Here is a 25,820-nt window from a genome sequence, read left to right as displayed (position 1 = left end):
TGTGAACGGTGCTGTTGTATTAATGCGTAGAACTTGTATGATTATATTGTTGTTCTGATAATGTATTATCTTTACGCCAAACATTTTCCAACTCTTCGAGTGTTTTACCTTTGGTTTCAGGTACAAATTTCCACACGAATAAGCAAGACAATAAACTCATTAAACCATAGAACCCATAAGTCATAGTTCCACTAATATCCATCATTGAAGGATATGTAGAAGTGATTGTAAAGTTAGCTAACCATTGAACTGCTACTGCAATTGCCATTGCACTACTACGGATACGATTAGGGAAAATTTCTGAAAGTAAAACCCAAATAATAGGTCCCCAACTCATCATAAATGATGCTGTATAAATGACCATGAAGACTAAAGTGATGACACCGAAAGCTCCATTTGCAGCTAAAATGCTCATGCCTAACATACCAATAGTCATTCCTGTAGAACCGATAATTAATAAAGGTTTACGTCCAAATTTATCGACATATATTATAGCAATTAAAGTGAAAATTACATTAACTAATCCCATTACGACAGTTTGAATCATTGAAGCATTACTTCCAGCACCTAAATTTTCAAATATACGTGGTGCATAGTATAAAGCTACATTAATACCAATAAATTGTTGGAAAACTGACAGTAATATACCGACAATTACAACGGTTTTACCGAAACTAAAAAGTGGGGCTTTAACGTCTTTAGTATTATTTTTAGTAGATAAAATCTGATTTAGTACATTTTGTGCATGTTGCTTTGAGGAATAAATTTTGTTTAACACGGTTAGTGCTTCTTGTTGTTTATTGACTAACGTTAAATAGCGTGGTGTTTCAGGTACAAAGAATAATAACAAGAAAAAGATGACAGAAGGGATGGCAGCTGTCATAAACATGTAGCGCCAACCGACAGCATCAATCCATTGTTGTGTCTCGCCGTGTGTAATACCAAAGTTTACAAAGTAAACTACCAACATACCAAAAATAATAGCAAATTGGTTCCACGAAACTAAAGTTCCCCTTATCGCAGATGGTGATATTTCGCTAATATACATTGGTGAAATGGCAGACGCCAATCCAACTCCAATACCTCCCAAAATACGATATAAATTAAACATAATTAACAAACCGACACTAGAGTTTCCCGAATCGAAAAATAAAAATTCTGGGTACCCCGATAATAATGACGAAATGATAAAGAGTATTGCTGCAACTTGTAACGATTTTTTACGCCCTAAATAACTTGAAAAGCTTGATGACAGTAAGCCCCCGATAATACAACCTATGAGCGCACTTGAAACTGTCATACCGTGAATAAAACTACCATATTGTTGAGTTAAATATTTTTGTAGTGATTGTTCTGCCCCTGAAATAACAGCGGTATCATAACCAAATAGTAAACCCCCAAGTGTTGCGATTAAAGCGATTTTAAAGATGAATTTTTTATTATCATAATTAGACATGTTCCCATCCCCTTAATTCCTTACTTAAATTGACTAAGTGCTTGAGTAATTGGTTGTGTTGCTTGGTAAACAGATTGATAAATATCAAACAATTGACGATAGGATTGACTATTAGAGTCAATAGGTTTAATTGATTGATGGAATCGAATCCAAGATTCATTGATAGCGTCAAAAGATTCAAACCACTGCGCCCCCATTGCGGCTAACATAGCTGCACCAAAAGCTGGTCCTTGTTCTTCTGTACGTGTGGTAATTGTTGCATTGAAAATATCTGCTTGTATTTGTAACCAAGTTGTATTTTTAGCACCGCCACCTATAGATACTATGTCATTGACTGCTATTCCGTTATTACGCATGATTGAAATGCTGTCTTGAATAGAAAACGTAATACCTTCTAAGACAGCACGTTTGATATCCAAAGATGTCGTGTTAGCATCTAATCCTATAAAACTACCGCGTACCGTAGCATCGTTATATGGGGTACGTTCACCTAATAAATAAGGGGTATATACTAAACCATGTCCTCCGATTACGGAATCATTAATATCAGTTAAAAGTGTTGTGAAATCATCTTTCGGAGCTAATAATTGACGTAACCATTCTAGGCTATAGCCTGCAGATAAAGTGACGCCCATAATGTATTTTTGATTAGGTACACAGTGATTGAAATAATGGACGTTCCCATCATTTTCGAATTTTGAGTTGTTTTCGATAGATAGCGCTACGCCAGAAGTTCCGATGCTGACTAATTGTTTGCTGTTATCTGTAATACCAGACCCTAAAGCACCACAAGCGTTATCTGCACCACCTTGATAAACCTTAATATTCGAGGTGATGTTAAGTTGATGGGTGATTTCAGATGTTAATGATCCACTATATCCATGTGATTCTATAATTGATGGGCAGATATTAACATCAATATTGAGTTGTTGTAACAATGATGTTGCCCATGTTTCAGTTTTGACGTTGAACATAATTGTACCTGCGGCGTCAGACGGTTCGGTAAATATATTACCTGTTAATTTATATACTACGTAATCTTTCGGTAACATGAATTTACTAATTTTACTGTAATTATGTGGTTCATTGTTCTTGACCCATAATAATTTCGGTAAGGTGAAGCCTTCGAGTACAGTGTTTTGTGTTTGGTTAAGCAGGGTGTCTAGACCCACAGTATTTTTTATATTTTCCACTTCAGTCGATGTACGTGTATCATTCCACAATATGGCTGGTCTGATGACTGCTCCATTCGCATCAATAATTACTAAACCATGCATTTGACCGGAAAAACTGAGACCTGTAATTTCCGTTGGTTCGTATTGTGTTAGAATATATTTCAAGCTATCAAGCGCAGCATTATACCAGATGTCAGGGTCTATTTCGCTGTAACCAGATTGTGGATGTTGTGTATCATAAGAGACGCTGTGTGAAGTCACAACGTCCCCTTGTTTATTAACGACAATAGATTTTAAGGCGCTAGTGCCAATGTCCATACCTATTACATAAGTCAATGTCATCAGTCCTTATTATTAATATTTAAAATGTATTGATTTATCTGTGATTTAATTACTTCTAAATGATCTGAGGCATTATCGATGCTTGTAAGATTATGTGCATACGTTTCTAATTCAGCAAAAGATGTTGTACCATCAACAATTTTTTTCCCAATACCTTCTTTGAAAGTTTGATATTTAGTGTCCATTATTGATTCGAAAAAGTTATCTTCAATCATTTTATGTGCCACTCTTAAACCTAATGCAAAAGTATCCATACCGGTAATATGTGTTAGCACTAAATCTTCTTGTTTAAATGATGTTCTACGAGGTTTGGCATCAAAGTTTAATCCACCTGGCGCAAGACCACCATTTTTCAAAATTTCATACATTGCTAAAGTTGTGTCGAAAACATCAGTAGGGAATTCATCAGTATCCCATCCTAAAAGGGGATGTCCTTGGTTTGCATCAACTGAACCTAACATGTCATTATCGCGTGCATAACGTAATTCGTGTTGGAACGTATGACCTGCAAGTGTTGCATGGTTAGCTTCAATGTTGAATTTAAAAATGTCATCTAAATCATATTTTTGTAAAAAGGCATATGCTGTTGCCACATCAGTATCATATTGATGGGACGTTGGTTCTTTTGGTTTAGGTTCAATTAAAAATTGCCCTGTATATCCAATTTCATTGGCATAATTTTTAGCCATTTTAAAGAAGTTTGCAAGGTTTGTTAATTCTAATTTCATATCAGTATTAAGCAAACTTTCGTAGCCTTCACGACCACCCCAGAAAACAAAGTTTTCTGAACCTAATTTTTTAGCTATTTCCAACGATTTTTTAACTTTTGCTGCAGCATATGCATAGACATCTGCATTAGATGAAGTTGCAGCCCCGTGTACGAAACGTTCATGTGTAAAATTATTTGTAGTATTCCATAATAATTTTTTTCCAGTTTCTTCCATTTTTTCTTTAATGCGGTCTACTATAACATCTAAATTTTCATTTGATTCTTGTAATGTTGAGCCTTCAGGTGCGATGTCTACATCGTGGAAACAAAAATATTCAATTTGTGTTTTTTGCATAAATTCAAAAATAGCATCTACTCTAGCTTTAGCTTGTTCCATAGGTTCTAAGTTGTTCCAATCACGCTGTGCAGTTCCAACTCCAAAAGGATCGGATAAATCAGCGGTGAAAGTGTGCCAATAAGCAACACCAAAACGCAAATGTTCAGCCATAGTTTTGTTACCAATTTTCTCTTCTGGATTATAATATTTAAAGCTATATATGTTGTTTGATTTAGGTCCCTCGTATGTTACTGGATCTATATTGAAATAAGTCATGTTTAGCCCCCTCATTTAGTTGGTTAGTTTATTAAACAAACTAACGTTAAAGAGAATATAGCACAATTACAATATTTTGTAAACGCTTTCTAAAAAAGAAGAAATATAGCACTTTCTACAATTAAGATTAGAAAGTGCTTGAGTTTAAATATTTATTTGTAAATTATCGATATCAACAATAGTTTGAGTAATAGCTAATGTACCTCCTAATAGTGTTGCATAGTTCACATTAGAAGTGAGTTCGATGCTGATAGCATTTCTAGAATACTGTGAAAATTGTTGCTTAATATCTTCCAATATTGTAGGCAAAGCATTAATTAATGGGCAGTTAATATAAATGGCATTGGGATTAAACTGAGTATTTAAATTATGGACAAGCACTGCTACATGTTGGATAAATTGATTAACTGCAGCAATAACTTCAGGCTGTTGTTCATTATAAAGATGAATTAAGTCTTGTAACGTAATATTTTTATTTAACTTAGTACTAAGAAGGTGAATTAATGCTTCTTGTGAACAAATGTCTTCGATTTTATAAAATGTCGAACCCACTTCGGTTGGCTTAGATACTAAAGTTTTACCAATTTCACCTGCTTCACCATTAGCTCCTCTATAGAGTTGTTGATTAATGATTAGACCAGCTCCAATACCTTTATGAATACTTAAAGCTATTAGATTATTTATATCGCGGTTGCCATTAGTATTGTGTTCATAGAGTGCGGAAAGGTTAGCTTCATTTTCAATGACTACAGGTACTGCCGCAAATTGTTGTAACGCGGTGGTGATATCGCTGACATCTGTTTCATGAAAGGGTAAGTGGATAATGTTATGATGATCATCCACAATACCGTGAATAGATACTGAAATTCCTAATAACCCATACAATGTACTTTGTTTATCTGTAATATTGATTTTTTGCTGTAAGATGTGCAAGATTGAACTTACTTTTTTATCTGTTAAAGGGTGTGAATTGTGCGTAATGATTGTTCCATCAAAATAAGTATACAAAATTTCAACAGAATTATATGTTAAATCTAATGAGATAAAATAACCATATTGGTCATTGACCTTTAATAATATTGGTTTACGGCCACCGCTTTTAGTACTGTCACCTTCACCAACTTCTAATACTAAAGATTTTGCTTTTAAACTATTTAAAATGCTTGAAATGGTAGCTTTATTAATTTCTAAATTTTTGGATATTTGAGTACGTGAAATATTATTATGATTAAAGATTTCTCTTAACACACGTTTTTCGTTCATAGTAATATTTAAAGTTAAGTTATTGTCCATCGTTAATTACCCCATATGTTATATTCAATTAAGTGTGTCGTTTTTATTCTGCGTTAGTACGTCAACTATTTTAACATACATTATACAGCGTCAAAGGATAAATGAAAGAGCATTGCTACATAGTGATAGAACATAAAACAATTATATTGTTGTTCTGAGCATTTATATTACTTATACATGCGTTATAGCGTTATGATGACAATAGGATTAATTAAGCAACGGAGCAAGTGTTTAATTGCTTTTAAAGCTAAGAAGATAAGGTAAAATGTAAATTTTCTGACTTTTTACTTATCAAATCGACGGTATAGGCGTAATATATATGCTAGGATTGAGCATATAGCTTATGAAATGTTAGAATGCTTTATTTAGTATAACGATGTATTTTGAAGGAGAAAATTATGAAAAAAGAAGATTTAATAGCCCCACAAACATATAATATAGTTTCAGAAATTGAAAAATACGCGGAAAATCCTGCGAAAGAAGCAATTTTATTTGAAGATGAAGCGGGAGCAACACAAACAATTACCTATGCAAATTTAATCAAAAATGCGAATCGCATAGGGCATGTTTTTTTAAATCATGGGTTAACTAAAGGTGACAAAGTATTAATTTTGATGCCGCGCGCCATTGAAACGTACGAGATATACTTAGCAGCACTAAAATTAGGTTTGGTTATTATTCCAAGCTCTGAAATGTTACGTACGAAAGATTTACAACATAGAATAACGCATGGTGAGGTAAGTGCAGTAGTTGCTATTGCTGACCACCTAGATGAATTCACACAAATTGCAGAATATGAGCAATTAATTAAATTTGTGGTTGGTGGACAAGCAGAGCAGTGGCATGATTTAACTGCAGAAAAACATAATGCATCAGCTGAACTTGCCATGGTAGAAACATCTAAAGATGATATTGCATTATTGTCTTATACATCAGGTACGACAGCTAAACCGAAAGCAGTGATTCATTCACATGGCTGGGGTTATGCACATATGCAAACTGCACCTAAATATTGGTTAAGTATTGAAGAAGGCGACACTGCTTGGGCTACTGCAGCACCAGGTTGGCAAAAATGGGTGTGGAGTCCATTTTTATCTATCATGGGATCAGGTGGTAAGGCATTTGTTTATAATGGTAAGTTTAATGCTGAGAAGTATTTAGAGTTACTACAAAAGCATGAAGTTAATGTCTTATGTTGTACACCGACAGAATATCGATTAATGGCGAAGTTACCTAACTTGAGTGACTATGACTTATCACAGTTACACAGTGCAGTATCTGCAGGTGAACCATTAAACCAAGAAGTCATTGAACAATTTCGTAAAAACTTTGACCTTACTGTTAGAGATGGCTACGGTCAAACTGAAAATACGTTATTAATTGGTTCGTTGAAAGGTACGGAAACACGTATTGGTTCTATGGGACGCGCAATTTTAGGAGATCAAGTGGCTATTATTGATGAAGATGGCAATCGTATAGAAGATGGTACAACTGGAGATATTGCTGTTGCGTTAGATTCTCCAGCATTATTTAAAGGTTACTATAAAGATGAACAACGTACTGCTGACTCTAAACGTGGTAACTATTATGTGACAGGTGACAGAGCACGTGTCGATGAGGATGGTTATTTTTGGTTTGAAGGTCGACGCGATGACATTATCATAAGCTCAGGCTATACTATTGGGCCATTTGAAGTTGAGGATTCATTAATTGGGCATCCAGCAGTCAAAGAATGTGCAGTAGTTGCGAAGCCACATGATATTCGTGGTAATATCGTAAAAGCCTTTGTAATTTTACAAGATAATTACTCGGCAGATGATGCATTAGTAAAAGACTTACAAAATTATGTGAAACAGGACGTAGCACCATACAAATACCCACGTGAAATTGAATTTGTCACTGATTTACCGAAAACAAATTCAGGTAAAATACGTCGTGTAGAGTTAAGAGAAGCGGAAATAGCAAAATATAATAATCAATAACACAGTAGACAGGTGTCTTGCGTGTCAAAATTAAAATGACTAATCCATTAATTGTAGGATTAGTCATTTTTTATAGTTATAACCTATGATTGCTTGCTAAAGTAAGTTTATTTAGTTGAGTTTGATTGGTCAATTAAGATAGTGAGTTATTGTTCGGATAAACAAAAATCTAACCAATCAACATAAGCTTGTTCACGCAAAAGAGCTTTTTTTAATATACGAATGTGTTGTGCGTCTTTGTGAGGGTCTAATTGTTGAAAGATGGCATTTAATTGAGTTAACTTATCTTGTTTAGCAACTTTTTTAGTTCGCAATAATTCCTGCTTTGCTTCAGTTGACAATGCATCATAAAAGTACACTTTTATCGCAAATGGATCTTTGGTGTTTTCTTCTTCATCTGCTGTTTCAATCCAGTGGTACAGAGCGGTTTTACCAATAGGGGTAATACTGTAAATTTTTTTGGCTATTTTGCTAGATTCATCAATGTTCGAAATATAAATGTGCTCAGATTGTACGAGCTTTTTTAATTCATTATAAATTTGACTATGTTTAGCATTCCAAATTTCGCCAATTGCTTCACTAAAAGACTTATAAATTTCATAGCCTGTTAGTGATTGGTTATTGAGTAGTCCTAATATAGTATATTGCAGTACATTTTTCACTTTTTCACTCCTGGTATTTTGACAGAATAATTATACGAGAGTAGTATGTAAAAGTAAACATGTAAATAATTACATATATATAGGAGGATAATAATGGCAACACTTCAAGATTTTATTGGAAAACATATGATTTATACTTATGATAACGGCTGGGAATATGAAATGTATGTGAAAAATGAGGAAACGATTGATTATCGAATTCATTCAGGTATGGTAGGTGGTAGATGGGTGAAAGACCAAAAAGCAGATATCGTTGAAATTATAGCTGGAGTTTATAAAATATCATGGACAGAGCCTACTGGAACAGACGTATCATTAAATTTTGTGCCTGAACAACATTTAATGCATGGGGTGATTTTCTTTCCTAAATGGGTGCATGAACATCCAGAAATTACAGTATGTTATCAAAATGATTATATCGATGTAATGGAAGCTTCTCGCGAAAAATATGATACCTATCCTAAATATGTAGTTCCAGAATTTGCAACAATTACATATGTTGGTACACCTGGTGTTAATAATGAACAGGTTATTGCAGAAGCACCATATGAAGGTATGGCCGAAGCTATTAGACAACAACAATTAGCTTTTCAACAATAAATGGGGAAGTCAACGTCCTATTGTCAAATGCGTATCGAAGCAAAATAGTTGTACCACTACTTGAGCGACAGTATAATTTTGATTAAGTTCTATTGAATTAAGTGCAATTGAATGTGTTTTAATATTATAGAATGATAATTTAAAATTTAAAAGAGGTGCTTTATATGTCAAAAGCAATTTATACAACTAGTATGATCAGCAATGGTGGTAGAGACGGACGTGTCTTTAGCCCTGATAATACATTTACCCATAACTTAGCCACACCGAAAGCTATGGGTGGTAATGCTGTAACTGAAACCAACCCAGAACAATTATTTGCAGCTGGTTATAGTGCTTGTTTTAATAGTGCGCTTTCTCTCATATTACAACGTAATAAAGTGACAGATGCACAACCTGAAGTTGAGGTGACGATTGATTTATTGACCGATGAGGAAGACAATGGCTTTAAATTAGGTGGTACGATAAATGTCACACTAAATAATATGTCTCAAGAAGTTGCGGAAGACTATGTTAATCAAGCCCATGCATTTTGTCCATACTCTAAAGCGACCAAAGGAAATATTGAGGTGCAAATAGAGGTTACCGCACAGTAATAAGTACACATTAGCAGAATAAGCGATAAGAGGCCCGAATTGATAGTCAGTTCGGACCTCTTGTTAATAAGGGCGTGTATAGCATCGCCTGGCGTTATATTGTTGACCCAGATACTGTAGACGCATTTGTAAAGCATAGTAATAGTAGGTATTTGAAAGGGCATAAAAAAAGTACACAACTGATGTTTTCAACAATTGTGTACTCATAATGGTTTGAATGTGACTACTTTATAAAGAATATTCATGCACGTCCTTATAATCAAAGTTTTTAATAATAGTGCAACCTAAAGGGTGGAAGCCATTATCAACATGCTGATTGATTTCTTCTAATACAGCTAAAATTTCATATTCTGGTGTGTGAATATCGAAAGTGTATTTAAATAGATGCTGTTTATCTGAACGTACAGTTGCAATAAGTTTGTCTTGTTCCATTTTATAATCAAGTAATTGCATAACGATCTCACCTTTCATCAAATTTTAAATCTCTAATATGTGCTTAAAACAAGTTTTAATCCATTTAGCTAGTGTGTTTTACGTGATTGTGTTAGTTTGGTATACTACGAAAAATCAAAGTGACAACTTACTATTACGAAATAAATCTTGTGATACTTTATTATTCTCAATTTCACATTAGAATAATTCTAATGTGATTTCATTATACATTAAAACGATTAAAATGTGGAGAGTTTTGGCTTAATTTTTGATATAATGAAAACGTATTTATAGAATCAAAAGTAAAATAAAGTGAAAAATGAAAAGTTTTATTGACCGAGTATGGACTATTTGATAAGCTAAAAGTAATTAAATAAAAGCTTTCTAGGGTTCCGTAACAGTCGTTAGTCTGGTCCGAGAGAAAGCCACATGTATTCATGTGACACGGAAGGATAAAAGCCTGGGAGATAGTGATAGCACTATTTCTCAGGCTTTTTATTTTATAGGAGGTTTAAAAAATGAACTGGTTGAAAATTATTATTGCAGCTATTTTTGAAGTAGGATGGGCTGTCGGCTTAACGCATGCAAGTACTACATTAGAATGGTTATTAACTATCATTGCTATTATTGTTAGTTTCTATTTACTAATTAATGCATCACAATATTTGCCGGTAGGTACATCATATGCAGTTTTCGTTGGATTAGGCACGACTGGCGTAACGATTCTTGATTTTGTAGTATTTGGGCAACCCGTAATAATAGGGAAAATCGTCTTGATTTTTGCTTTGTTAGCCGGTGTTATTGGCTTGAAACTTGTAACGCCAAGTGAAGGAGGTAAAAAATAATGGTTTGGTCAATTTTAATTTTAGCAGGTATATTTGAAATGTTAGCAATTACAGCATTAAACGCATACACACATCATAAACGTAGTAAGGACTTGTTAGGCATGTTAATATTGTTTGCCTTGAGTTTTGTAGCGTTAACTTATGCTATGCAAAATTTACCAATGAGTACTGCTTATGCTGTATGGACTGGAATAGGTGCAGTAGGTGGTGCCTTGATAGGGATGTTGTTTTTCAAAGAATCTAAAGACATTAAACGGATTCTATGTATTGCAGTGATTTTAGCGAGCACCGTAGGCTTAAAATTATTAAGCTAGCATAAAAAAAGAGGCAACATGTAGTTGCCTCCAAGAGTAATATGTTCATGAATATAAAAGACTAGTAGTCGGATTCCAACTACACCATTAATATATCATATATACGAGTCAATAATCAATGAAATCAAACAATATAATAGTAAAAATAACATAATAATATAATAAAATGTATAGCTATATAGAGTAGGGAGCGACTCTATAAATTTAGCGTAGGTAATTGCGCAGTTGATGCTAGATTGATAAGCTAACAATAAAAAATAAAGGGGGAAGCTGTGTTGGAGGGATTACTTACGTTTATTACCATCACGCTAATGATTATTATTGTGCCTGGACCTGACTTTTTTATTGTAATGAAAAATTCTATTTCTTCAGGTCGTGTTAACGGGACAATGGCATCATTAGGCATTACATCAGGCCATGTTATTTATTCGTTATTAGCGATCTTTGGTATCATTTTTATTTTAGCGCAAATGTATTATGTGTTTTTAATAATAAAAATATTGGGAGCATGTTATTTAATTTACTTAGGTATTCGCAGTATTATTAGTGCACGCCAAGGTCTAAATTTCAATCCAGAAACAATGAAAATAGCTCAAGTTAGTTATTTGAATTCTTATAGACAAGGTATTGTAAGTACTTTATTAAACCCTAAAGCGTTACTATACTATATTAGTATTTTACCGCAGTTTCTTTCTACGGGTGAGGCAGTGACATCACAAATAGCTATCTTATCAGCTATTGTGACTTTAGTTATTTTATTATGGTTTATTTTTTGTGTATTTATTTTCCAATATATTAAAAAAATATTTGCTAATCGTAAAATTAAAGCACTATTTGATTACGCTGTAGGTTTTATTTTAGTAGGTTTATCTATTAATTTATTGTTGAGTAAAGCAAATTAATTAAAGGTTGAGTTGTCGAAGTGTGAGTGTTAACACTAAGCAACCCAACCTTTTTATGGATAAAAATAAGTTGTTTCAGAAATAAGAACTTTTACACCGCGATAAACATTCTTAATTGTATACCATATAGTTAAGATAATTAAAATAATAGTAATAATTATAGCTGTTACTGTCACCCAATTAGACGTAGCGTCTTGCATGGTAGATAGACTTAATCCACCACTGATCATTAAAGCGAAAGGGCAAATTAATGTAATGATATGATAAATTAATGCTTTCATAGCGTGTGAAGATGCTGGTTTGTGAGCAAAGATCCACACGATAAGTGGTAAAATTAAAGGTGCAAAAAAGATGCTAAAATAACTGATTGCAGCTAGTACACGACCACCTTGTGTATCTTGAGTACTTGTTTGATATTCCATAGTAATCACCTCGGTTCACAGCATAACAAATAGTGCACCATTAATATAGTTGTGAAGTACGATGTGACAGTATTGTTAGCTTGAGCTAAAATGAAAATATAATAGAAGTGAAAGAAAAGAGGCGAGTGTAGTGAAAATTTATTTAGTAAGACATGGGGAATCTCAATCTAATTATGATAAAAAGCAAGGTAATAATTATTTTTGTGGACAATTGGATGTCCCGTTAACTGAAAAAGGTACGCGAGACGCTCAATTTTTACAATCATATTTTGATAAGCATCACGTACAACAAATTTATTTATCTGATCTGCAACGTACAAGACAAACATATAATGCAATTTTTGATAAAGATATACCTGCCCAGCCAACAGCGTTACTAAGAGAACGCTCCCTTGGTATTTTTGAAGGATTACATGTAGCAGATGTAGAACAACAAAGCGAGTATGCGCATTATTTTAATGATGACAATTTTAAAGATTTTAGACATAGTTTTACTCAAAAAGCACCTGATGGCGAAAGTTATGAAGACGTATCAGCACGTGTGAGACAATTTTTCGAGCAAGAAGTTGATAAGTCGCTGGATAGTATTGCTATTGTAGCGCATCAAGTAGTGATTCGTTGTATTTTTGTCTATTTAGGCTACGAAACTAAAGAACAAGTAGTAGATAAAAAAATAGAAAATTGTAAGCCTTATTACGTTGAGTTGTAATAAGGCTTAAGTATGTATCGTTATGAAGCGACGCACAGTGTAGTGGTCGCACTTGCAGTAATTACTATTGTTGATAAAAATAAGACAAAAACAAGTATCGGTACTGCAGTTGTAAAGATGATACCTAACGTTAAAATAAATGCAGGTATCGCAAACAAAATTTGATATATGCTAGAAAGTACACGAGTAGCTGTAGAATTAAAAATTCCTAGTATTAGCGCTGGCAAAAAGATACCTACTGTAAAACCAACAATCATCCATATATCTTGTGGTTGATCAATAGCGACACCACTTCCCCCTGACGGATTGTTAGATGCAATAGTAAGGATTGACAGCGAAATGGACACAATAGCTAAAAATAACATAGGAAGACGATATTTCATTTTTCCTGACACCCCAATGTTTATAATATTGTTTATATTGTCACATAACTTAAATGTATAGTAAAGAACAATTTACATTTTTTGTAGCTTAATATCATCAAAAATCATTTTAAAAAATTATAAAATGAATATTCCTAAACTAAAACGGTGTACAGCAAAGTAGTCAAAAACTAAAAAGGGAGTGGGACAGAAATCTGATTTTGAAAAAATGATTTCGTCGTCCCACCCCGGCAAGGCTGACTAGCGTTGAAAAAAGCTTGGTTTGAAGCGCATTTTCAATGCAGACAGCTACTGCCCATATGAAAAGAGATTTCGAATAAAACATGAAGTGGGACAGGAATCTGATTTTGAAAAAATGATTTCGTCGTCCCACCCCGGCAAGGATGACTAGCATTGAAAAAAGCTTGGTTTAAAGCGCATTTTCAATGCAGTCAGCGACTGCCAATATGAAAAGAGACTAGGACAAATCAATATTGTCCCAGCCTCTAATATTTTTTGGCTGCTGTTATACTATTGTGAAAGCCTTCGAAAAAGACATCGATGTTATCTAAGACACTGCCAACTACAACTGCAATCACTACATAAGTAATGCTTAAAAGGATGTGTTTAGCAGAAATAAAGCCATATTTTTCTTGTTTATTTACGAGACCTAGTGCGATGAAGACAGCAGCCATTGCTCCAATTAAAATTGTAAGAACCATGTGTGCCTCCAGTCTGAGTTTATACTCTGTGCTAATACAAACTCAGTTTAACAAATAGAACTTAGTGTCAAAAGTTAAATAACAATAAAAAACCTTACAATTATGTAAGGTTTTTTACGAAAAGTATGCTATTAAAGAACATGCATGATGTGTAACATTGCTTTAAACGGTTAGTAGCGGTGTTATTGGACGTTGTCATCATTTTGTAATGATTGTATTATTTTGTTGATAGGTGTTAATGAAATAACTCAATGATTGTGCAATTTTTCTTGTGAATTTATAATTTGCACTTTATTTATCGATAGCATCGCTGTTAATATCATGTTTTTCTAAAAATTGCTTAATTTTCTTTTGTTGCTTACCATTAACGTCACCAGCATGTTTGGCTGATACATCAACAACATTTAGTTTATTTTGTGGTTGATAATCTAATTCTTCAATATCTTTATCGACATTTTTGATTGTAGAGTTTAAGGCAGTGAAATATTTTAAGATTCGTTCAGCATGGGGTTTATATCCTTCTGGCAAGTCGTTAGATTCGATGAATTTTTTGAAACGAACATCGTTTTTAACAGCGTTTTGAGATAATTTAGATAAGCGTTGTGCTTGTTTATCAGTGATTTTAGTATCGGTACCAGTTTGTCTATCTAATTTGTATTGCATAAGATATTTGTTATCGATAATGTCAGAGTTAACATCAAGGTATTTTTTAATAGCTTTATTCATTTCTGCTGTACTTATTTTTTCTCCAGTTTTTGAGGATGAAAATATGTCATCTTCAGAAATATTTTGGACATTTTTAGGTGCATTTTTTTGACTGTGTTTATTATCATCATCCACGTTATTAGAACATGCAGCAAGCATGAATAGCGTAGCAAATAATAATAACAAAATTCTAAATTTCTTCATTCAGTAATTTAACTCCTTTATATTGTTTAATCGTGTTATTTAATTAACGACGGTAATTTGTTCAGTATATAGAGCAATATATAATAACCTCTTAATATTATAGGCATTGCTAACTGAGATAACAAGAAAAGATATTTACTGAAGTTGTTTTAATTTACGTTCTATTAATCTATAGATAATTATAAGTAGTAATAAATAGATAATGACCTCAATAATTAAAATGATACCATTGCGATAACTTATGAATAACCATATATCGATGAGTGTTAAAGGCAAGGCGATGACAAAAACTTTGCGAAATATATATGTAGTTAATCGTTGGTACATATGCTGTGCTGTTTTCCAATAAAGGGGACCTAACATGGCGCGCTTTGATTGGTAAGCTGTGCCGTTATGACTTGAATTATTTGTTGGAGATGTAGTTTTCAAACGTTTCATTAAGTAGAGATGGATGCTGGCAACAATAAGTAAAAACATAAAAACACCTAATTTCTAGTACTTTAGAGCCGATTATAACATAAAAAGGAGAGTCAAAAAGACTCTCTTCAGACTGTCGACAAATTATACCTATGTAGGCAGTTTATTTATGCACGCTTTGCGCGGGCCCTTGCATTAGCCTGTAGTCTTTGGCTAATGTTATTCCCACAGAAGTCGGCATAAAACACTGTCAATCTATAAAAGATTTTAGGAGAACTAATATTTAAGGTCCTTACAGACAAAAAATTATATATAGAAAATAAAAACCCCTTCGCAAATTAATGCGAAAGGGGTTGTCTACTTTGTGTGTTATCGTCAATTTATTGATGTACAGGTTCAGCGCTATTACGAATAATATAATCAAATGCATTAAGTGCTGCATTTGCGCCTGCACCCATAGAAATAATAATTTGTTTATTGCGATCATCTGTTACATCACCAGCAGCGAATACGCCTGGCATACTTGTCGCATTACGACGATCAATTTTAATTTCATGTGCTTCATTTAATTCAACAGCGTCATCTAACCATTCTGTATTTGGTAATAGACCGATTTGAACAAAGATACCGTCAAGAGTAATGTCATGTTTGGCACCAGTTGCTAAATCTTCATAGGCAATACCAGTTACAGCATTGTCGCCCAATACTTCAGTTGTTTGAGCGTTTTTGATTATTGTTACATTTGATAGTGAAGTTAAACGCTGTTGTAATACATCGTCAGCACGTAATTCAGCATTACGTTCTAATAAGGTTACGTGGCTTGCTATACCAGCTAAGTCTATTGCTGCCTCAACACCAGAATTACCGCCACCTACAACTGCAACATCTTTATTTTCGAATAATGGACCATCGCAGTGAGGGCAGAAAGCAACACCTTTATTAATTAAGGCTTCTTCACCAGGCACTTGCAGTTTACGCCAACGTGCACCAGTAGCAAGAATAACTGTTTTACTTTGTAACTTAGCACCATTATCTAAAGTTACAAAAATACCACTGTCAGTTTTTTCGATATCATCCGCACGCACACCAGTCATAACGTCGATATCATAATGGTTAATATGGTCCTCAAGTGCTGAAGAGAACTTAGGTCCGTCAGTTTCTTTAACGGTAATGAAGTTTTCGATAGCTGCTGTATCATTAACTTGACCACCAATACGGTCAGCAACAATACCTGTACGTAACCCTTTACGTGCAGTGTAAATACCAGCACTACCACTTGCAGGACCGCCACCAATGATTAATACATCGTATGGCTCTTTGTTATCAAACTCAGCTGGATCAGCTGTACTACCTAAACTTGTTAAGATATCTTGTACTGTCATACGACCATTACCAAATTCTTCTCCGTTAAGGAAAATGGCAGGTACGGCCATAATGTTTTCAGCTTCTTCTCTGAAAATAGCACCGTCAATCATAGTATGAGTGATATTAGGATTTAATAAACTCATTAAGTTTAGGGCTTGTACTACATCCGGACATTTTTGACATGTTAAACTAATATATGTTTCAAAATGTAGTGGACGATCTAAAGCTGAAATTTGATCGATAACCGCTTGTTCTTCTTTTGGTACTCGACCACTTACTTGTAATAAGGCAAGAACAAGTGAGTTAAATTCGTGACCCATTGGTAAACCAGCAAAAGTAATACCAGTCTGTTCATTAGGACGGTTGACTGAAAAGCTAGGTGTACGTTTAAGGTCAGCATTTTCTACTGAGATATGAGATGACATACTTGCAACTTCGTCTAATAATGTTTCTAATTCTTTAGATTTATCATCAGAACCGATACTTGCTTGAAGTACTACATCACCTTCCATAAGTTCCAGTAGTTGTTTAAGTTGTGATTTTAACTCATCATTAAGCATTCGAATCAATGCCTCCTTAAATTTTACCTACTAAATCAAGACCAGGTTGTAATGTTTCTGAACCTTCTTCCCATTTAGCTGGGCATACTTCACCTGGGTGTTGACGTACATATTGAGCTGCTTTAAGTTTGTGTACTAACGTACTAGCATCACGGCCAATACCATCAGCATTTACTTCAGCTGCTTGAACTACACCATCAGGGTCAACAATGAAAGTACCACGTTGTGCAAGACCAAGATCTTCGTCTAACACATCGAAGTTACGAGTGATTGTTTGAGAAGGGTCTCCGATCATAGTGTATTTGATTTTGTTGATTGCTTCTGAATGATCGTGCCAAGCTTTGTGTACGAAATGTGTGTCAGTTGATACTGAGAATACATTTACACCAAGCTCTTGTAATTTATCATATTGACCTTGTAGGTCTTCTAATTCAGTTGGACATACGAATGAGAAATCTGCAGGATAGAAGCATACTACACTCCAAGAACCTTTAAGATTTTCTTCTGATACTTCGATGAACTCATCTTGTTGTGGATCATAAGCATTCGCTGTGAATGGTAAAATTTCTTTATTGATTAAAGACATGAAAAACATCCTCCTAAATTGTATGTTACTTATATTGACACGAAGATTATAACAATTGATTATTTCAATTGTTTGATGATAATTATTCTAATCTCCAATATTCATTATCACATGACATTGTGAAATAGTCAACAAACAACATTGCATAATAAATGTTTATTACGACCTAGTTTCTATAACTACCAGTGTCACTCTGACATCGTATTCGGTAAAGTGTATTTTGTTAGGTAGTAATAACTTATTTAGCAATCTACTAATATCAATTAGCCACTTTTATTCTCAACTAAATATCATTTAGAATATGAAAATAGTTTAATATAATGAAATAACACAATAAAAGGGAGTGGGACAGAAATCTGATTTTGAAAAAATGATTTCGTCGTCCCACCCCGGAAAGGATGACTAGCATTGAAACAAGCTTGATTTGAAGCGTATTTTCAATGCAGTCAGCTACTGCCAATATGAAAAGAGACTAAGACAATCAATATTGTCCCAGTCTCGTTTTATCAGGCATGTATGGTAGCTTAATCAACAAAGGTTACGCTAATTTCACCAATATCAGTAAAAGTAGCGTGGTACGTACCATGAGTTATTGGTAAGGCTCTTATAAACGTACCGGAAGCCACAAGTTGACCTTTCGTTAATTGTTTGTTGTGCTGTTGTAATTTAGAAACTAACCATGTTAATGATTTGAAGGGGTTTCCCAAGACGATTTCGGCGGAACCTTCAGCAACCTCTATACTATTGTGTGTTAATGTCATTTCTACATTCGCTAATGCGGAAATTGTTGATGCTGGAACAATTTCTCCAACGACAACAAGTCCTGTGGCTGAATTATCTGAGATAAAATCACTTAAAGTAAAGTTGGGGAACCAATTTTTATAGCGGGCGTCGGCAATTCCTAAACCTGGTGCGATATCAACACATGACAAAATAGTAGCATCATCAGCATCCATAGGAATGTCGTCTGTTACGATAAACATAATTTCAGGTTCTATGAGAGGATTAAATAGGCTCGATAATGAGATAGATTCATTGGATTGAACAATTTTACTGGATAAAATAGTCCCGTATGCAGGTTCATTAGTATTCGCAAGTATTTGAGTAGCGTCATTAGTCATATTAACACGATAGCCAGCGATATTAGAGTTATCAACAGTTTGCAATTGTTCTATTAATAATGATTGCGTATGATATGCGTCAGCTTCAGTTATATTATATGTGTTGCTCACAAAATCAATAGGTTCATGCGCCTTGAAAGCAGTGAAAAGTGAATCTGCAATAACTTTAGTATCCTTTGACATATAATCTCTCCTTAAATTTTCAGAAAATTGTTACTATTATCATTATAATTATCATAACGAGAAATGATTTTACTTTCAATATATTTAAAAGTTGAGAAAACGGGTAAGCATTATAATAAGGGTTAATCGATTTTATTTGTTAAAGTGAAGTATGAAATTTACAAATAAGGAGCGATTAATGTGACAGATTATGTATATAACTTATTGAAATAACATCATTCAGTAAGAAAATTCAAGCCTAATGACATTCCCGAGGAAACGATAAAAGAATTAATAGAAGCAGGTCAAAATGCTTCTACATCTAGTTACCTACAAACGTATTCGATTATCGGAATTAATGATCCTACTATTAAAGAGCAATTAAAAGAAGTGTCAGGACAGCCTTACGTTGTTGAAAATGGATATTTATTAGTGTTCGTTATGGATTATTACAGACATGCTACGATTAACGACGATAAAAAAGTAGACATGAGCGTGTCTTTTGAATCTGCTGAAGGTCTATTAGTCGGTGCAATTGATGTGGCTTTAGTAGCACAAAATATTGCCGTTACTGCTGAAGATAAAGGTTATGGCATGGTTTATTTAGGATCTTTACGTAACGACGTAGCACGTGTTAAAGATATTCTTGGTTTACCTGAACATACTTTCCCACTATTTGGTATGGCTCTCGGCGAACCTGCAGACGATGAAAATGGCGAACCTAAGCCACGTCTACCTTTAGAACACATCTTCCATCAAAACAAATATAATAGCGACAAAGAACGTCAACGACAAGAAATTGAAGCTTTTGACCAAACAGTAAGTGAATATTATCGTAATCGTACGAATGGAGAACGTTCAGAAACATGGTCAGATCAAATTGCTGGCTTTATGAGTAGTAAACAAAGACTTGAAATGTTGGAACAACTGAATAAGTCAGGTTTTATTAAGCAGTAAGCAAGCTATACCATGACATGGTGTTAGTGTCGAAAAGTTTTTTAGTTTTGTGTAACTATAGAGAGGGGTTGGTTGTGTTGAGCATGTTTGATAGATTATTTAAGAAGAATGAAAACACAGATGCAGTGGGTCCAAGTGAAAAAAAGCGTGATACACATATAGATAACAACCAACTTACTCCAGAAGAAGCACAACAATATTGGGCGAAAATAGCGAGTAAAATCATTGTAAGTACATTAAACTGCGTAGATCATACGGCAGAACGTATATTTATATTAATTTCCTTTGATGAAAAAGATCCAACTATGGACATTTTCTTTCAAATGAATGGTCAGGTAAGAATGTGGAATGATTTGGATAATACACAGCACAAAAACATCATTGCACACAATCTATTGCCGCAAGTGGATAATATTGTAAAACAAGCACATTGTTTATATGATCGTGCACACTTAACGCGAATGGCTTACACACAAATTCAATTCGAATTTGAAAGTAAAACCTGGTATTTACATGACATTTCGGAAGAAAGTATGGAAGCCCAACTTGATAAATATGCAGCATTTTTAAAGTGGTTTGATGACGTCTCTCATGAGATTAAGCAAACGCCATTAGATAGTAAGAAGAAGATTACTTGGGGCCCTTTCAAACCTATAGCATAAAGAAGCTAGCAATTTGAGTGTCTGGTGAAAACATACAAATAAAGACAAAAGCTGTAGCAAGATGAACAACGACTTATTCCTCTAACGAAAAGGGTTAAGTCGTTGTTTTTAAATTGATGAATAATAGGAAGGGCATAGGGAGACTTGTTACTAAAAAAGTAAGCAATCTATATAAAAAAACACTTCGTTAAAATTCATGCTGTGATGAATTTAACGAAGTGTTTTTTGTTAGATAAATATTACATAGTAACTAGGTGTTTAATTATTGGCAGTAAGTTCACCGTAAGTACTATCGTTGTACGTATCTTTATCTAAGTTATCTGTAAGTTTAGCAGTACCTGCACCAGCAAGCATAGAATCGTTGACGTTTAATGCCGTACGACCCATATCGATTAATGGTTCTACTGAGATTAAGACACCTGCTAATGCGACAGGAAGATTTAATGTTGATAATACGAGTATAGAGGCGAAAGTTGCACCGCCACCAACACCGGCTACACCGAATGAACTTATAATAACAACACCGATAACGGATAAAATGAATTGTAAATTCACTTCAACGCCAGCTGCTGGCGCAACCATCACAGCTAACATTGCGGGATAAATACCGGCACAACCGTTTTGTCCTATAGACAAACCGAATGATGCGGAGAAGTTAGCAATACCATCAGGTACACCTAAACGTGTTTTTTGTGTTTGCACATTAAGTGGTAATGTACCAGCGCTTGAACGTGATGTAAAAGCGAAAAGTAATACTTCTCCCGTTTTTTTCACGAAGGTAATAGGATTTAACCCAATACCACCAATAATAATTAAATGGATAATATACATAGTAATAAGTGCTGCATAAGATGCAATTACAAATTTACCAAGTGTCCAAATTGCCGCAAAGTCACTTGTAGCAATAGTATTAGTCATAATTGCTAAAATACCATAAGGTGTTAAGCGTAATACGAACGTTACAATAGACATAACTAACGCGTATAATGCATCGATACCACGTTTTAAAACATTGCCACTTTCAGGTTGTTTACGCATAACACGTAAAAATGCAAAACCTATAAAGGCTGCAAAGATAACGACTGCAATTGTTGATGTAGTACGTTGTCCTGTGAAGTCTAAGAATGGGTTACTTGGTAGTAACTCTAAAATTTGTTGAGGTAATGTTTGTGCTGTCATATCTTTTGCTTGGCTAGCAATTTCACTACCACGTGAGCTTTCAGCATTACCTAAGTCAATTGTTGAAGCATCTAATCCAAATATTAATGCTGAAATAATACCAACAATAGCTGCAATAGCTACTGTACCAATTAAGAATACGAAGATCCAAACGCCTATCTTCGCAAATTTTTCACCGATTTGTATTTTGGTGAACGCTGAAACAATAGAAATAAAAATTAATGGAATAACAATCATTTGTAACAAGGCAATATAACCGTCTCCGACAACACTAAACCAATCAGTTGTTTGTTTAGTTATACTACTATCGACATCATAGATAAGATGGATGGCTACCCCGTATAAAATCCCTACACCTAATGCAGTGAATACACGTTTAGGGAAAGATACGTGTCTTTTAGCCATAATATATAATCCGATGATGAAGGCCACAAATACAATTATGTTAATAATAGTAAATAACATAGTAAAGACCTACACTTTCTTTTAATATAATTTAATCCGACATACCTAATAAGGATAGTAGCAAAACAATATTTATTCAAGAGGAAAAACTCAAATATTACTATAAAAATTATAGTCAGAATATTATTACAATCTTTAGAGCATTAAAAAAAGTCTAGACCGGAGTCTAGACTATAAAAATAGCTTTATATTATAAATTAAACAGACGTGCAAAGAAGCCTTTTTTCTCACCTTGTGATTGTGAATTGTATTGTGCAGATTCACTTGCTGGTTCGGATTGAGCTGAGTCATTTATGCTGAATGTATTAGTTGTCTCACTGTGATCTTCAGATTTTGTCGTTGATTCTTCAGATGATGATTCAGATTCAGCAACATTTGTTGATGAAGTACTTTCCGCAGTTGATTCAGTAATTTCATCTGTAGTTGTTTTAGCTGAAGTTGCTTCAGTCGTACTTGCAGTTTGTGGTGTTTTTGCTGCATGGTTTTCAGAATTAGTTGAAGTAGATGTAATCTCGTCTTCAGTTAATTTAGCTGACGCTGTTTCTGATTGACTGTCGTTCGTTGACGTAGCAGTTTCAGTATTAGCTTCAGATGTTGCCGTCTGAGCTTCCTGCTTAGGTTTAGCTGCAATTGTTTCATTTGCCACACTGGATTTTACTAATTCAGATTGCTCTTTTTGCGCACTTTGAATATCAGACTGAGTTGTTTTAATTTCTTCAGTAGATGTTTGTAATGCAGTCAGTGATTCCGTATTTGCGTCTATTTTTGTAGTGATTTGATTTTGTAACTCACGTAATTCGTTTTGTTGATTATGTACTTGGCTAATCATTTGACCAAGCATGTGGCGCTCTTCACGCATTTTTTCCAATTCTGTACGTAAGTCTTCAATGACATTAGCAACATTTTGGTCAGCTGGTAATTGTTCGTCTGTGTCTTTGACTAATACTTGTAAGAAGTCTTTTTCTTTTTCTAGTTCGTCAAAGGCTAAATCGTAACTATTTGTTTGTTTGACTTTTTCTGCGATATCTTGGAATAATTCAATATCTTCTTCATGGAAATCAGTAGCTTCACGGCCACGGTATTCAGTTTTACTAAGTTGATAACCACGTTCTTCTAAATGTTGTACTATTTTACGTACTTGTTTTTCACTTAGTTCAACACGTTGAGCAAATTCTTTCGTTAACATAGAGATAATCCCTTTCTTAATATGTGATTATGTATACGGACGTTTGTCTTCGGTTAGTGAAACGTCAGTCTTACTTCTATGTTAGTTTAACCCCTTTAAGTCTTCATTTCAAGTGTTCCTTGTAAAATTAAGACTGCTTACGTAGGTCCATTTCCTCTAAAAGGGGGTAGATTTCACTGCGAGGTATTTTGTTAGCGAAAACGTATTTTAAGATATAATTTGATTTGATACTAGCGCCATAAATATCTTTTGTTAATTCGATATTTGGTTTAATAAATAAATCCATAGGTGACTCTAGACTTTCCCCTTTACGTTGCGGTGCGATATAGTCAATGTCGTTTTGTTTTTCAAAGCCATGTTCAAACAGAAAGCGGCGACGATTACTTAAAATAGTTGATTGGTCTTCAAGTTGTTCTGTGTCTTCAGGCTCTTGTTTCACTTCTAGCATAATAAAGTTAACATCTCGTGAATGTAATTGATTGGATAAATGGTTAATCTCTTTTTGACTTTCTTCTAATGTTAAAGCGATAACTTCGTCGTGGTTCGGGTTGTCTTTAGCGATGAGATAAATTAAAAATGATGAGTTGGTCGTAGCTTCGTAATGTGCAGTTGCTAAACTAACTGCAACGCCATTTTCAAGACCTACTAGGAAGATATAATCATCTTTAGTATATTTATTTTCTAAAGATTGGCGAAATATTTTTTCTCCTTCAGCTAAAGATACGTCTAATTTAGCATCATAAAGCTGGATTGCTTCTTTAAATAATGGATCATTGACGGATTTCACTACTTTAAATTCCATACTTAAACCTCCACGTTTGTTGTTTTGCCCATTATAGCATATGGCTTTTTCTATGTATGGATGAAATATTTTTTTATTATGAAAGGGAATGCAACATAGCTTCCTGCTATGTTGGCAGTTTTTGTGCACGCTTTCCGCGGGCACTGCCTCAGCCTGTAGTCTTCGGCCAGTGCTATTCCCACAGGAGTCGGCCCAAAACTGCCCATATTTCATGCCAGATTTAGACGAACTATTACCTGAAGTAGTCTATGTTCTAAAGTAAGAATGGAATATTATTGAATCGTCTCATACCACCATAGCTTATCGACATAATCTATGACTTTGTTGACAGTTTTTGTGCACGCTTTCCGCGGGCTTTGCCTCAGCTGGTAGTCTTCGCTGAGAGTTATTTCGCAGGATTTTGCCCATACCCATATTTATGAAAAGTAGTAGCAGAACTGATACCTAAAGTGTAACTACAGACAATATAAAAAGACTGGACTATTATTAATAATAGTCCAGTCTTTTACTGTTTGTAGCTTTAAGATTTTGGTCCACGTGTTTCTTCAGAAAAATGTTTACCGAGAATCTTTTCATCATATGCGGCATTTAAGTGATTCACTTCTTCATGGGAACTTGTATCTTTAGCAGCAACTAAAATAAATTTATTGTCCATAAGTTCTTTTTTATAACGTTCAGACGCTTCATCAGAAAGGTTGTAGTTTGCAAGTACTACACTTTCAGTATCTTCGCCAGTCATGATTTTAGCCACTTTATCACTAAATGTGCCACCAGTAGATGTTAGATTGATTTCTGAATCATGTAATTCATCTAAATGTAATTTAGCTTTACTTAGCACTGATAGTTCGTAATCTTTATACCCCTCTGCTCTCTTACTATCAATTGCTTGATATAAACTCTCTGCATTATCGACTACAGTAAATTCTGTCATGGTTACCCCTCCACTTGTTGTTTTCACTTATTGCATGTTTACCCTTGAAGCATGAAAATAAAACGAATTTATTAAATTATATAATGTTTCTCGTATCTTGACAAACACCATGAAAACACTATAGAAAACGATTGCAACGTGCAGTGTAATCGTGCTCGAAATAATATTGCGAACAATGTATATATTGAAAAAAAAGGTGGAATTTGGTATTATCGTATAATAATTTATCTAACTCATATAATCTGAAGAATACGGCTTTAGAAGTTTCTACCATGTCGCCATTAACGATATGACTATGAGTAACACCCCAATACAAAACAATGTAAAACTATTGCTTTTATTATTCACATGATATTAAAAACAATAGGGCTTATCATACATAAAG

26 protein-coding genes, 1 pseudogene and 2 riboswitches are annotated in these 25,820 nt (G+C 34.2%); of the genes and pseudogenes, 9 read left to right on the top strand and 18 right to left on the bottom strand.

Going from position 1 to position 25,820, the window contains the following annotated elements:
• Positions 1-19 precede the first annotated feature (19 nt).
• From xylE to KA845_RS01730, 4 genes are all read right to left on the bottom strand, one after another.
• Positions 20-1,456 (bottom strand): D-xylose transporter XylE, encoded by a 1,437-nt coding sequence (gene xylE, locus KA845_RS01745; RefSeq protein WP_002509608.1) that lies wholly within the window; start codon positions 1,454-1,456, stop codon positions 20-22.
• A 20-nt stretch (positions 1,457-1,476) separates the two neighbouring features.
• Complete coding sequence (gene xylB, locus KA845_RS01740; RefSeq protein ID WP_031266677.1) at positions 1,477-2,967, bottom strand: xylulokinase; 1,491 nt, start codon at positions 2,965-2,967, stop codon at positions 1,477-1,479.
• A gap of 5 nt (positions 2,968-2,972) precedes the next feature.
• Entirely contained in the window at positions 2,973-4,295 is a 1,323-nt protein-coding gene (gene xylA / locus KA845_RS01735; protein ID WP_021459335.1) for a xylose isomerase, read from the bottom strand.
• A gap of 144 nt (positions 4,296-4,439) precedes the next feature.
• Complete coding sequence (locus KA845_RS01730; protein ID WP_107380087.1) at positions 4,440-5,588, bottom strand: ROK family transcriptional regulator; 1,149 nt, start codon at positions 5,586-5,588, stop codon at positions 4,440-4,442.
• A 398-nt stretch (positions 5,589-5,986) separates the two neighbouring features.
• Between KA845_RS01730 and mbcS the strand changes: the two genes are divergently transcribed.
• Positions 5,987-7,570 (top strand): acyl-CoA synthetase MbcS, encoded by a 1,584-nt coding sequence (gene mbcS / locus KA845_RS01725; protein WP_107373812.1) that lies wholly within the window; start codon positions 5,987-5,989, stop codon positions 7,568-7,570.
• Positions 7,571-7,716: 146 nt separating this feature from the next.
• On the opposite strand, the gene KA845_RS01720 is transcribed toward mbcS, so the two are convergent.
• Positions 7,717-8,232, bottom strand: coding sequence for a PadR family transcriptional regulator (locus tag KA845_RS01720; RefSeq protein ID WP_002509603.1), 516 nt, complete (start codon positions 8,230-8,232; stop codon positions 7,717-7,719).
• A 93-nt stretch (positions 8,233-8,325) separates the two neighbouring features.
• On the opposite strand from KA845_RS01720, the gene KA845_RS01715 reads away from it, so the two are divergent.
• Positions 8,326-8,832, top strand: a complete 507-nt coding sequence (locus KA845_RS01715) for a phenolic acid decarboxylase (protein ID WP_103388605.1) — start codon at positions 8,326-8,328, stop codon at positions 8,830-8,832.
• A gap of 164 nt (positions 8,833-8,996) precedes the next feature.
• On the top strand, positions 8,997-9,425 hold the full coding sequence (locus KA845_RS01710) for an organic hydroperoxide resistance protein (protein ID WP_002509601.1): 429 nt from the start codon (positions 8,997-8,999) through the stop codon (positions 9,423-9,425).
• A 228-nt stretch (positions 9,426-9,653) separates the two neighbouring features.
• Here the strand turns inward: KA845_RS01710 and KA845_RS01705 are convergent, their stop codons facing one another.
• The gene (locus KA845_RS01705; RefSeq protein ID WP_167868068.1) at positions 9,654-9,878 is read right to left on the bottom strand and encodes a hypothetical protein; all 225 of its coding nucleotides are present in this window, start codon (positions 9,876-9,878) and stop codon (positions 9,654-9,656) included.
• Positions 9,879-10,230: 352 nt separating this feature from the next.
• Positions 10,231-10,326: riboswitch (guanidine-I (ykkC/yxkD leader) on the top strand.
• A 49-nt stretch (positions 10,327-10,375) separates the two neighbouring features.
• Here KA845_RS01705 and KA845_RS01700 point away from each other — a divergent pair.
• The 3 genes from KA845_RS01700 (at position 10,376) to KA845_RS01690 (ending at position 11,918) form a co-directional block, all read left to right on the top strand.
• The gene (locus KA845_RS01700) at positions 10,376-10,702 is read left to right on the top strand and encodes a DMT family transporter (RefSeq protein ID WP_002509599.1); all 327 of its coding nucleotides are present in this window, start codon (positions 10,376-10,378) and stop codon (positions 10,700-10,702) included.
• On the top strand, positions 10,702-11,016 hold the full coding sequence (locus tag KA845_RS01695; protein WP_167868069.1) for a DMT family transporter: 315 nt from the start codon (positions 10,702-10,704) through the stop codon (positions 11,014-11,016). Before KA845_RS01700 ends, KA845_RS01695 begins: the two co-directional genes overlap by 1 nt.
• A 275-nt stretch (positions 11,017-11,291) precedes the next feature.
• Entirely contained in the window at positions 11,292-11,918 is a 627-nt protein-coding gene (locus tag KA845_RS01690; RefSeq protein WP_167868070.1) for a LysE family translocator, read from the top strand.
• Between the two features lie 53 nt (positions 11,919-11,971).
• Here the strand turns inward: KA845_RS01690 and KA845_RS01685 are convergent, their stop codons facing one another.
• On the bottom strand, positions 11,972-12,340 hold the full coding sequence (locus KA845_RS01685) for a magnetosome magnetite crystal formation protein family (RefSeq protein ID WP_021459330.1): 369 nt from the start codon (positions 12,338-12,340) through the stop codon (positions 11,972-11,974).
• A 130-nt stretch (positions 12,341-12,470) separates the two neighbouring features.
• On the opposite strand from KA845_RS01685, the gene KA845_RS01680 reads away from it, so the two are divergent.
• Complete coding sequence (locus KA845_RS01680) at positions 12,471-13,049, top strand: histidine phosphatase family protein (protein ID WP_167868071.1); 579 nt, start codon at positions 12,471-12,473, stop codon at positions 13,047-13,049.
• A 20-nt stretch (positions 13,050-13,069) separates the two neighbouring features.
• Here the strand turns inward: KA845_RS01680 and KA845_RS01675 are convergent, their stop codons facing one another.
• The 7 genes from KA845_RS01675 to KA845_RS01645 form a co-directional block, all read right to left on the bottom strand.
• The gene (locus KA845_RS01675) at positions 13,070-13,432 is read right to left on the bottom strand and encodes a hypothetical protein (RefSeq protein ID WP_021459328.1); all 363 of its coding nucleotides are present in this window, start codon (positions 13,430-13,432) and stop codon (positions 13,070-13,072) included.
• Positions 13,433-13,917: 485 nt separating this feature from the next.
• Positions 13,918-14,133, bottom strand: coding sequence for a hypothetical protein (locus tag KA845_RS01670; protein WP_167868072.1), 216 nt, complete (start codon positions 14,131-14,133; stop codon positions 13,918-13,920).
• A 291-nt stretch (positions 14,134-14,424) separates the two neighbouring features.
• Entirely contained in the window at positions 14,425-15,042 is a 618-nt protein-coding gene (locus KA845_RS01665; RefSeq protein ID WP_167868073.1) for an NDxxF motif lipoprotein, read from the bottom strand.
• Between the two features lie 135 nt (positions 15,043-15,177).
• The gene (locus KA845_RS01660; protein WP_002509591.1) at positions 15,178-15,519 is read right to left on the bottom strand and encodes a hypothetical protein; all 342 of its coding nucleotides are present in this window, start codon (positions 15,517-15,519) and stop codon (positions 15,178-15,180) included.
• Positions 15,520-15,839: 320 nt separating this feature from the next.
• Positions 15,840-17,384, bottom strand: a complete 1,545-nt coding sequence (gene ahpF / locus KA845_RS01655) for an alkyl hydroperoxide reductase subunit F (RefSeq protein ID WP_167868074.1) — start codon at positions 17,382-17,384, stop codon at positions 15,840-15,842.
• Positions 17,385-17,400: 16 nt separating this feature from the next.
• The gene (gene ahpC, locus KA845_RS01650) at positions 17,401-17,970 is read right to left on the bottom strand and encodes an alkyl hydroperoxide reductase subunit C (RefSeq protein WP_002509589.1); all 570 of its coding nucleotides are present in this window, start codon (positions 17,968-17,970) and stop codon (positions 17,401-17,403) included.
• Between the two features lie 524 nt (positions 17,971-18,494).
• Positions 18,495-19,274: a 2-keto-4-pentenoate hydratase gene (locus tag KA845_RS01645; protein ID WP_103388597.1), complete on the bottom strand. Its 780-nt coding sequence runs from the start codon at positions 19,272-19,274 to the stop codon at positions 18,495-18,497.
• Positions 19,275-19,454: 180 nt separating this feature from the next.
• Here KA845_RS01645 and nfsA point away from each other — a divergent pair.
• Positions 19,455-20,210 (top strand): annotated as a pseudogene (gene nfsA, locus KA845_RS01640) (oxygen-insensitive NADPH nitroreductase).
• Positions 20,211-20,293: 83 nt separating this feature from the next.
• Positions 20,294-20,872, top strand: a complete 579-nt coding sequence (locus KA845_RS01635) for a hypothetical protein (RefSeq protein WP_002509586.1) — start codon at positions 20,294-20,296, stop codon at positions 20,870-20,872.
• A 258-nt stretch (positions 20,873-21,130) separates the two neighbouring features.
• Here KA845_RS01635 and KA845_RS01630 read toward each other — a convergent pair whose 3' ends face one another.
• The 4 genes from KA845_RS01630 to KA845_RS01615 form a co-directional block, all read right to left on the bottom strand.
• The gene (locus KA845_RS01630) at positions 21,131-22,516 is read right to left on the bottom strand and encodes an L-cystine transporter (protein WP_002509585.1); all 1,386 of its coding nucleotides are present in this window, start codon (positions 22,514-22,516) and stop codon (positions 21,131-21,133) included.
• 190 nt (positions 22,517-22,706) lie between these two features.
• Entirely contained in the window at positions 22,707-23,702 is a 996-nt protein-coding gene (locus tag KA845_RS01625) for a hypothetical protein (protein WP_002509584.1), read from the bottom strand.
• Between the two features lie 127 nt (positions 23,703-23,829).
• Positions 23,830-24,504 (bottom strand): hypothetical protein, encoded by a 675-nt coding sequence (locus KA845_RS01620; RefSeq protein ID WP_151508164.1) that lies wholly within the window; start codon positions 24,502-24,504, stop codon positions 23,830-23,832.
• Positions 24,505-25,024: 520 nt separating this feature from the next.
• The gene (locus tag KA845_RS01615; RefSeq protein ID WP_151508165.1) at positions 25,025-25,435 is read right to left on the bottom strand and encodes a general stress protein; all 411 of its coding nucleotides are present in this window, start codon (positions 25,433-25,435) and stop codon (positions 25,025-25,027) included.
• A gap of 213 nt (positions 25,436-25,648) precedes the next feature.
• A riboswitch (purine riboswitch) is annotated at positions 25,649-25,751 on the top strand.
• Positions 25,752-25,820 lie beyond the last annotated feature (69 nt).

This window comes from Staphylococcus sp. GDX8P114P-2, from assembly GCF_017892945.1.
In the GTDB taxonomy this organism is placed as follows: domain Bacteria; phylum Bacillota; class Bacilli; order Staphylococcales; family Staphylococcaceae; genus Staphylococcus; species Staphylococcus arlettae.
This window is presented reverse-complemented; position numbering and strand designations above follow the sequence as displayed.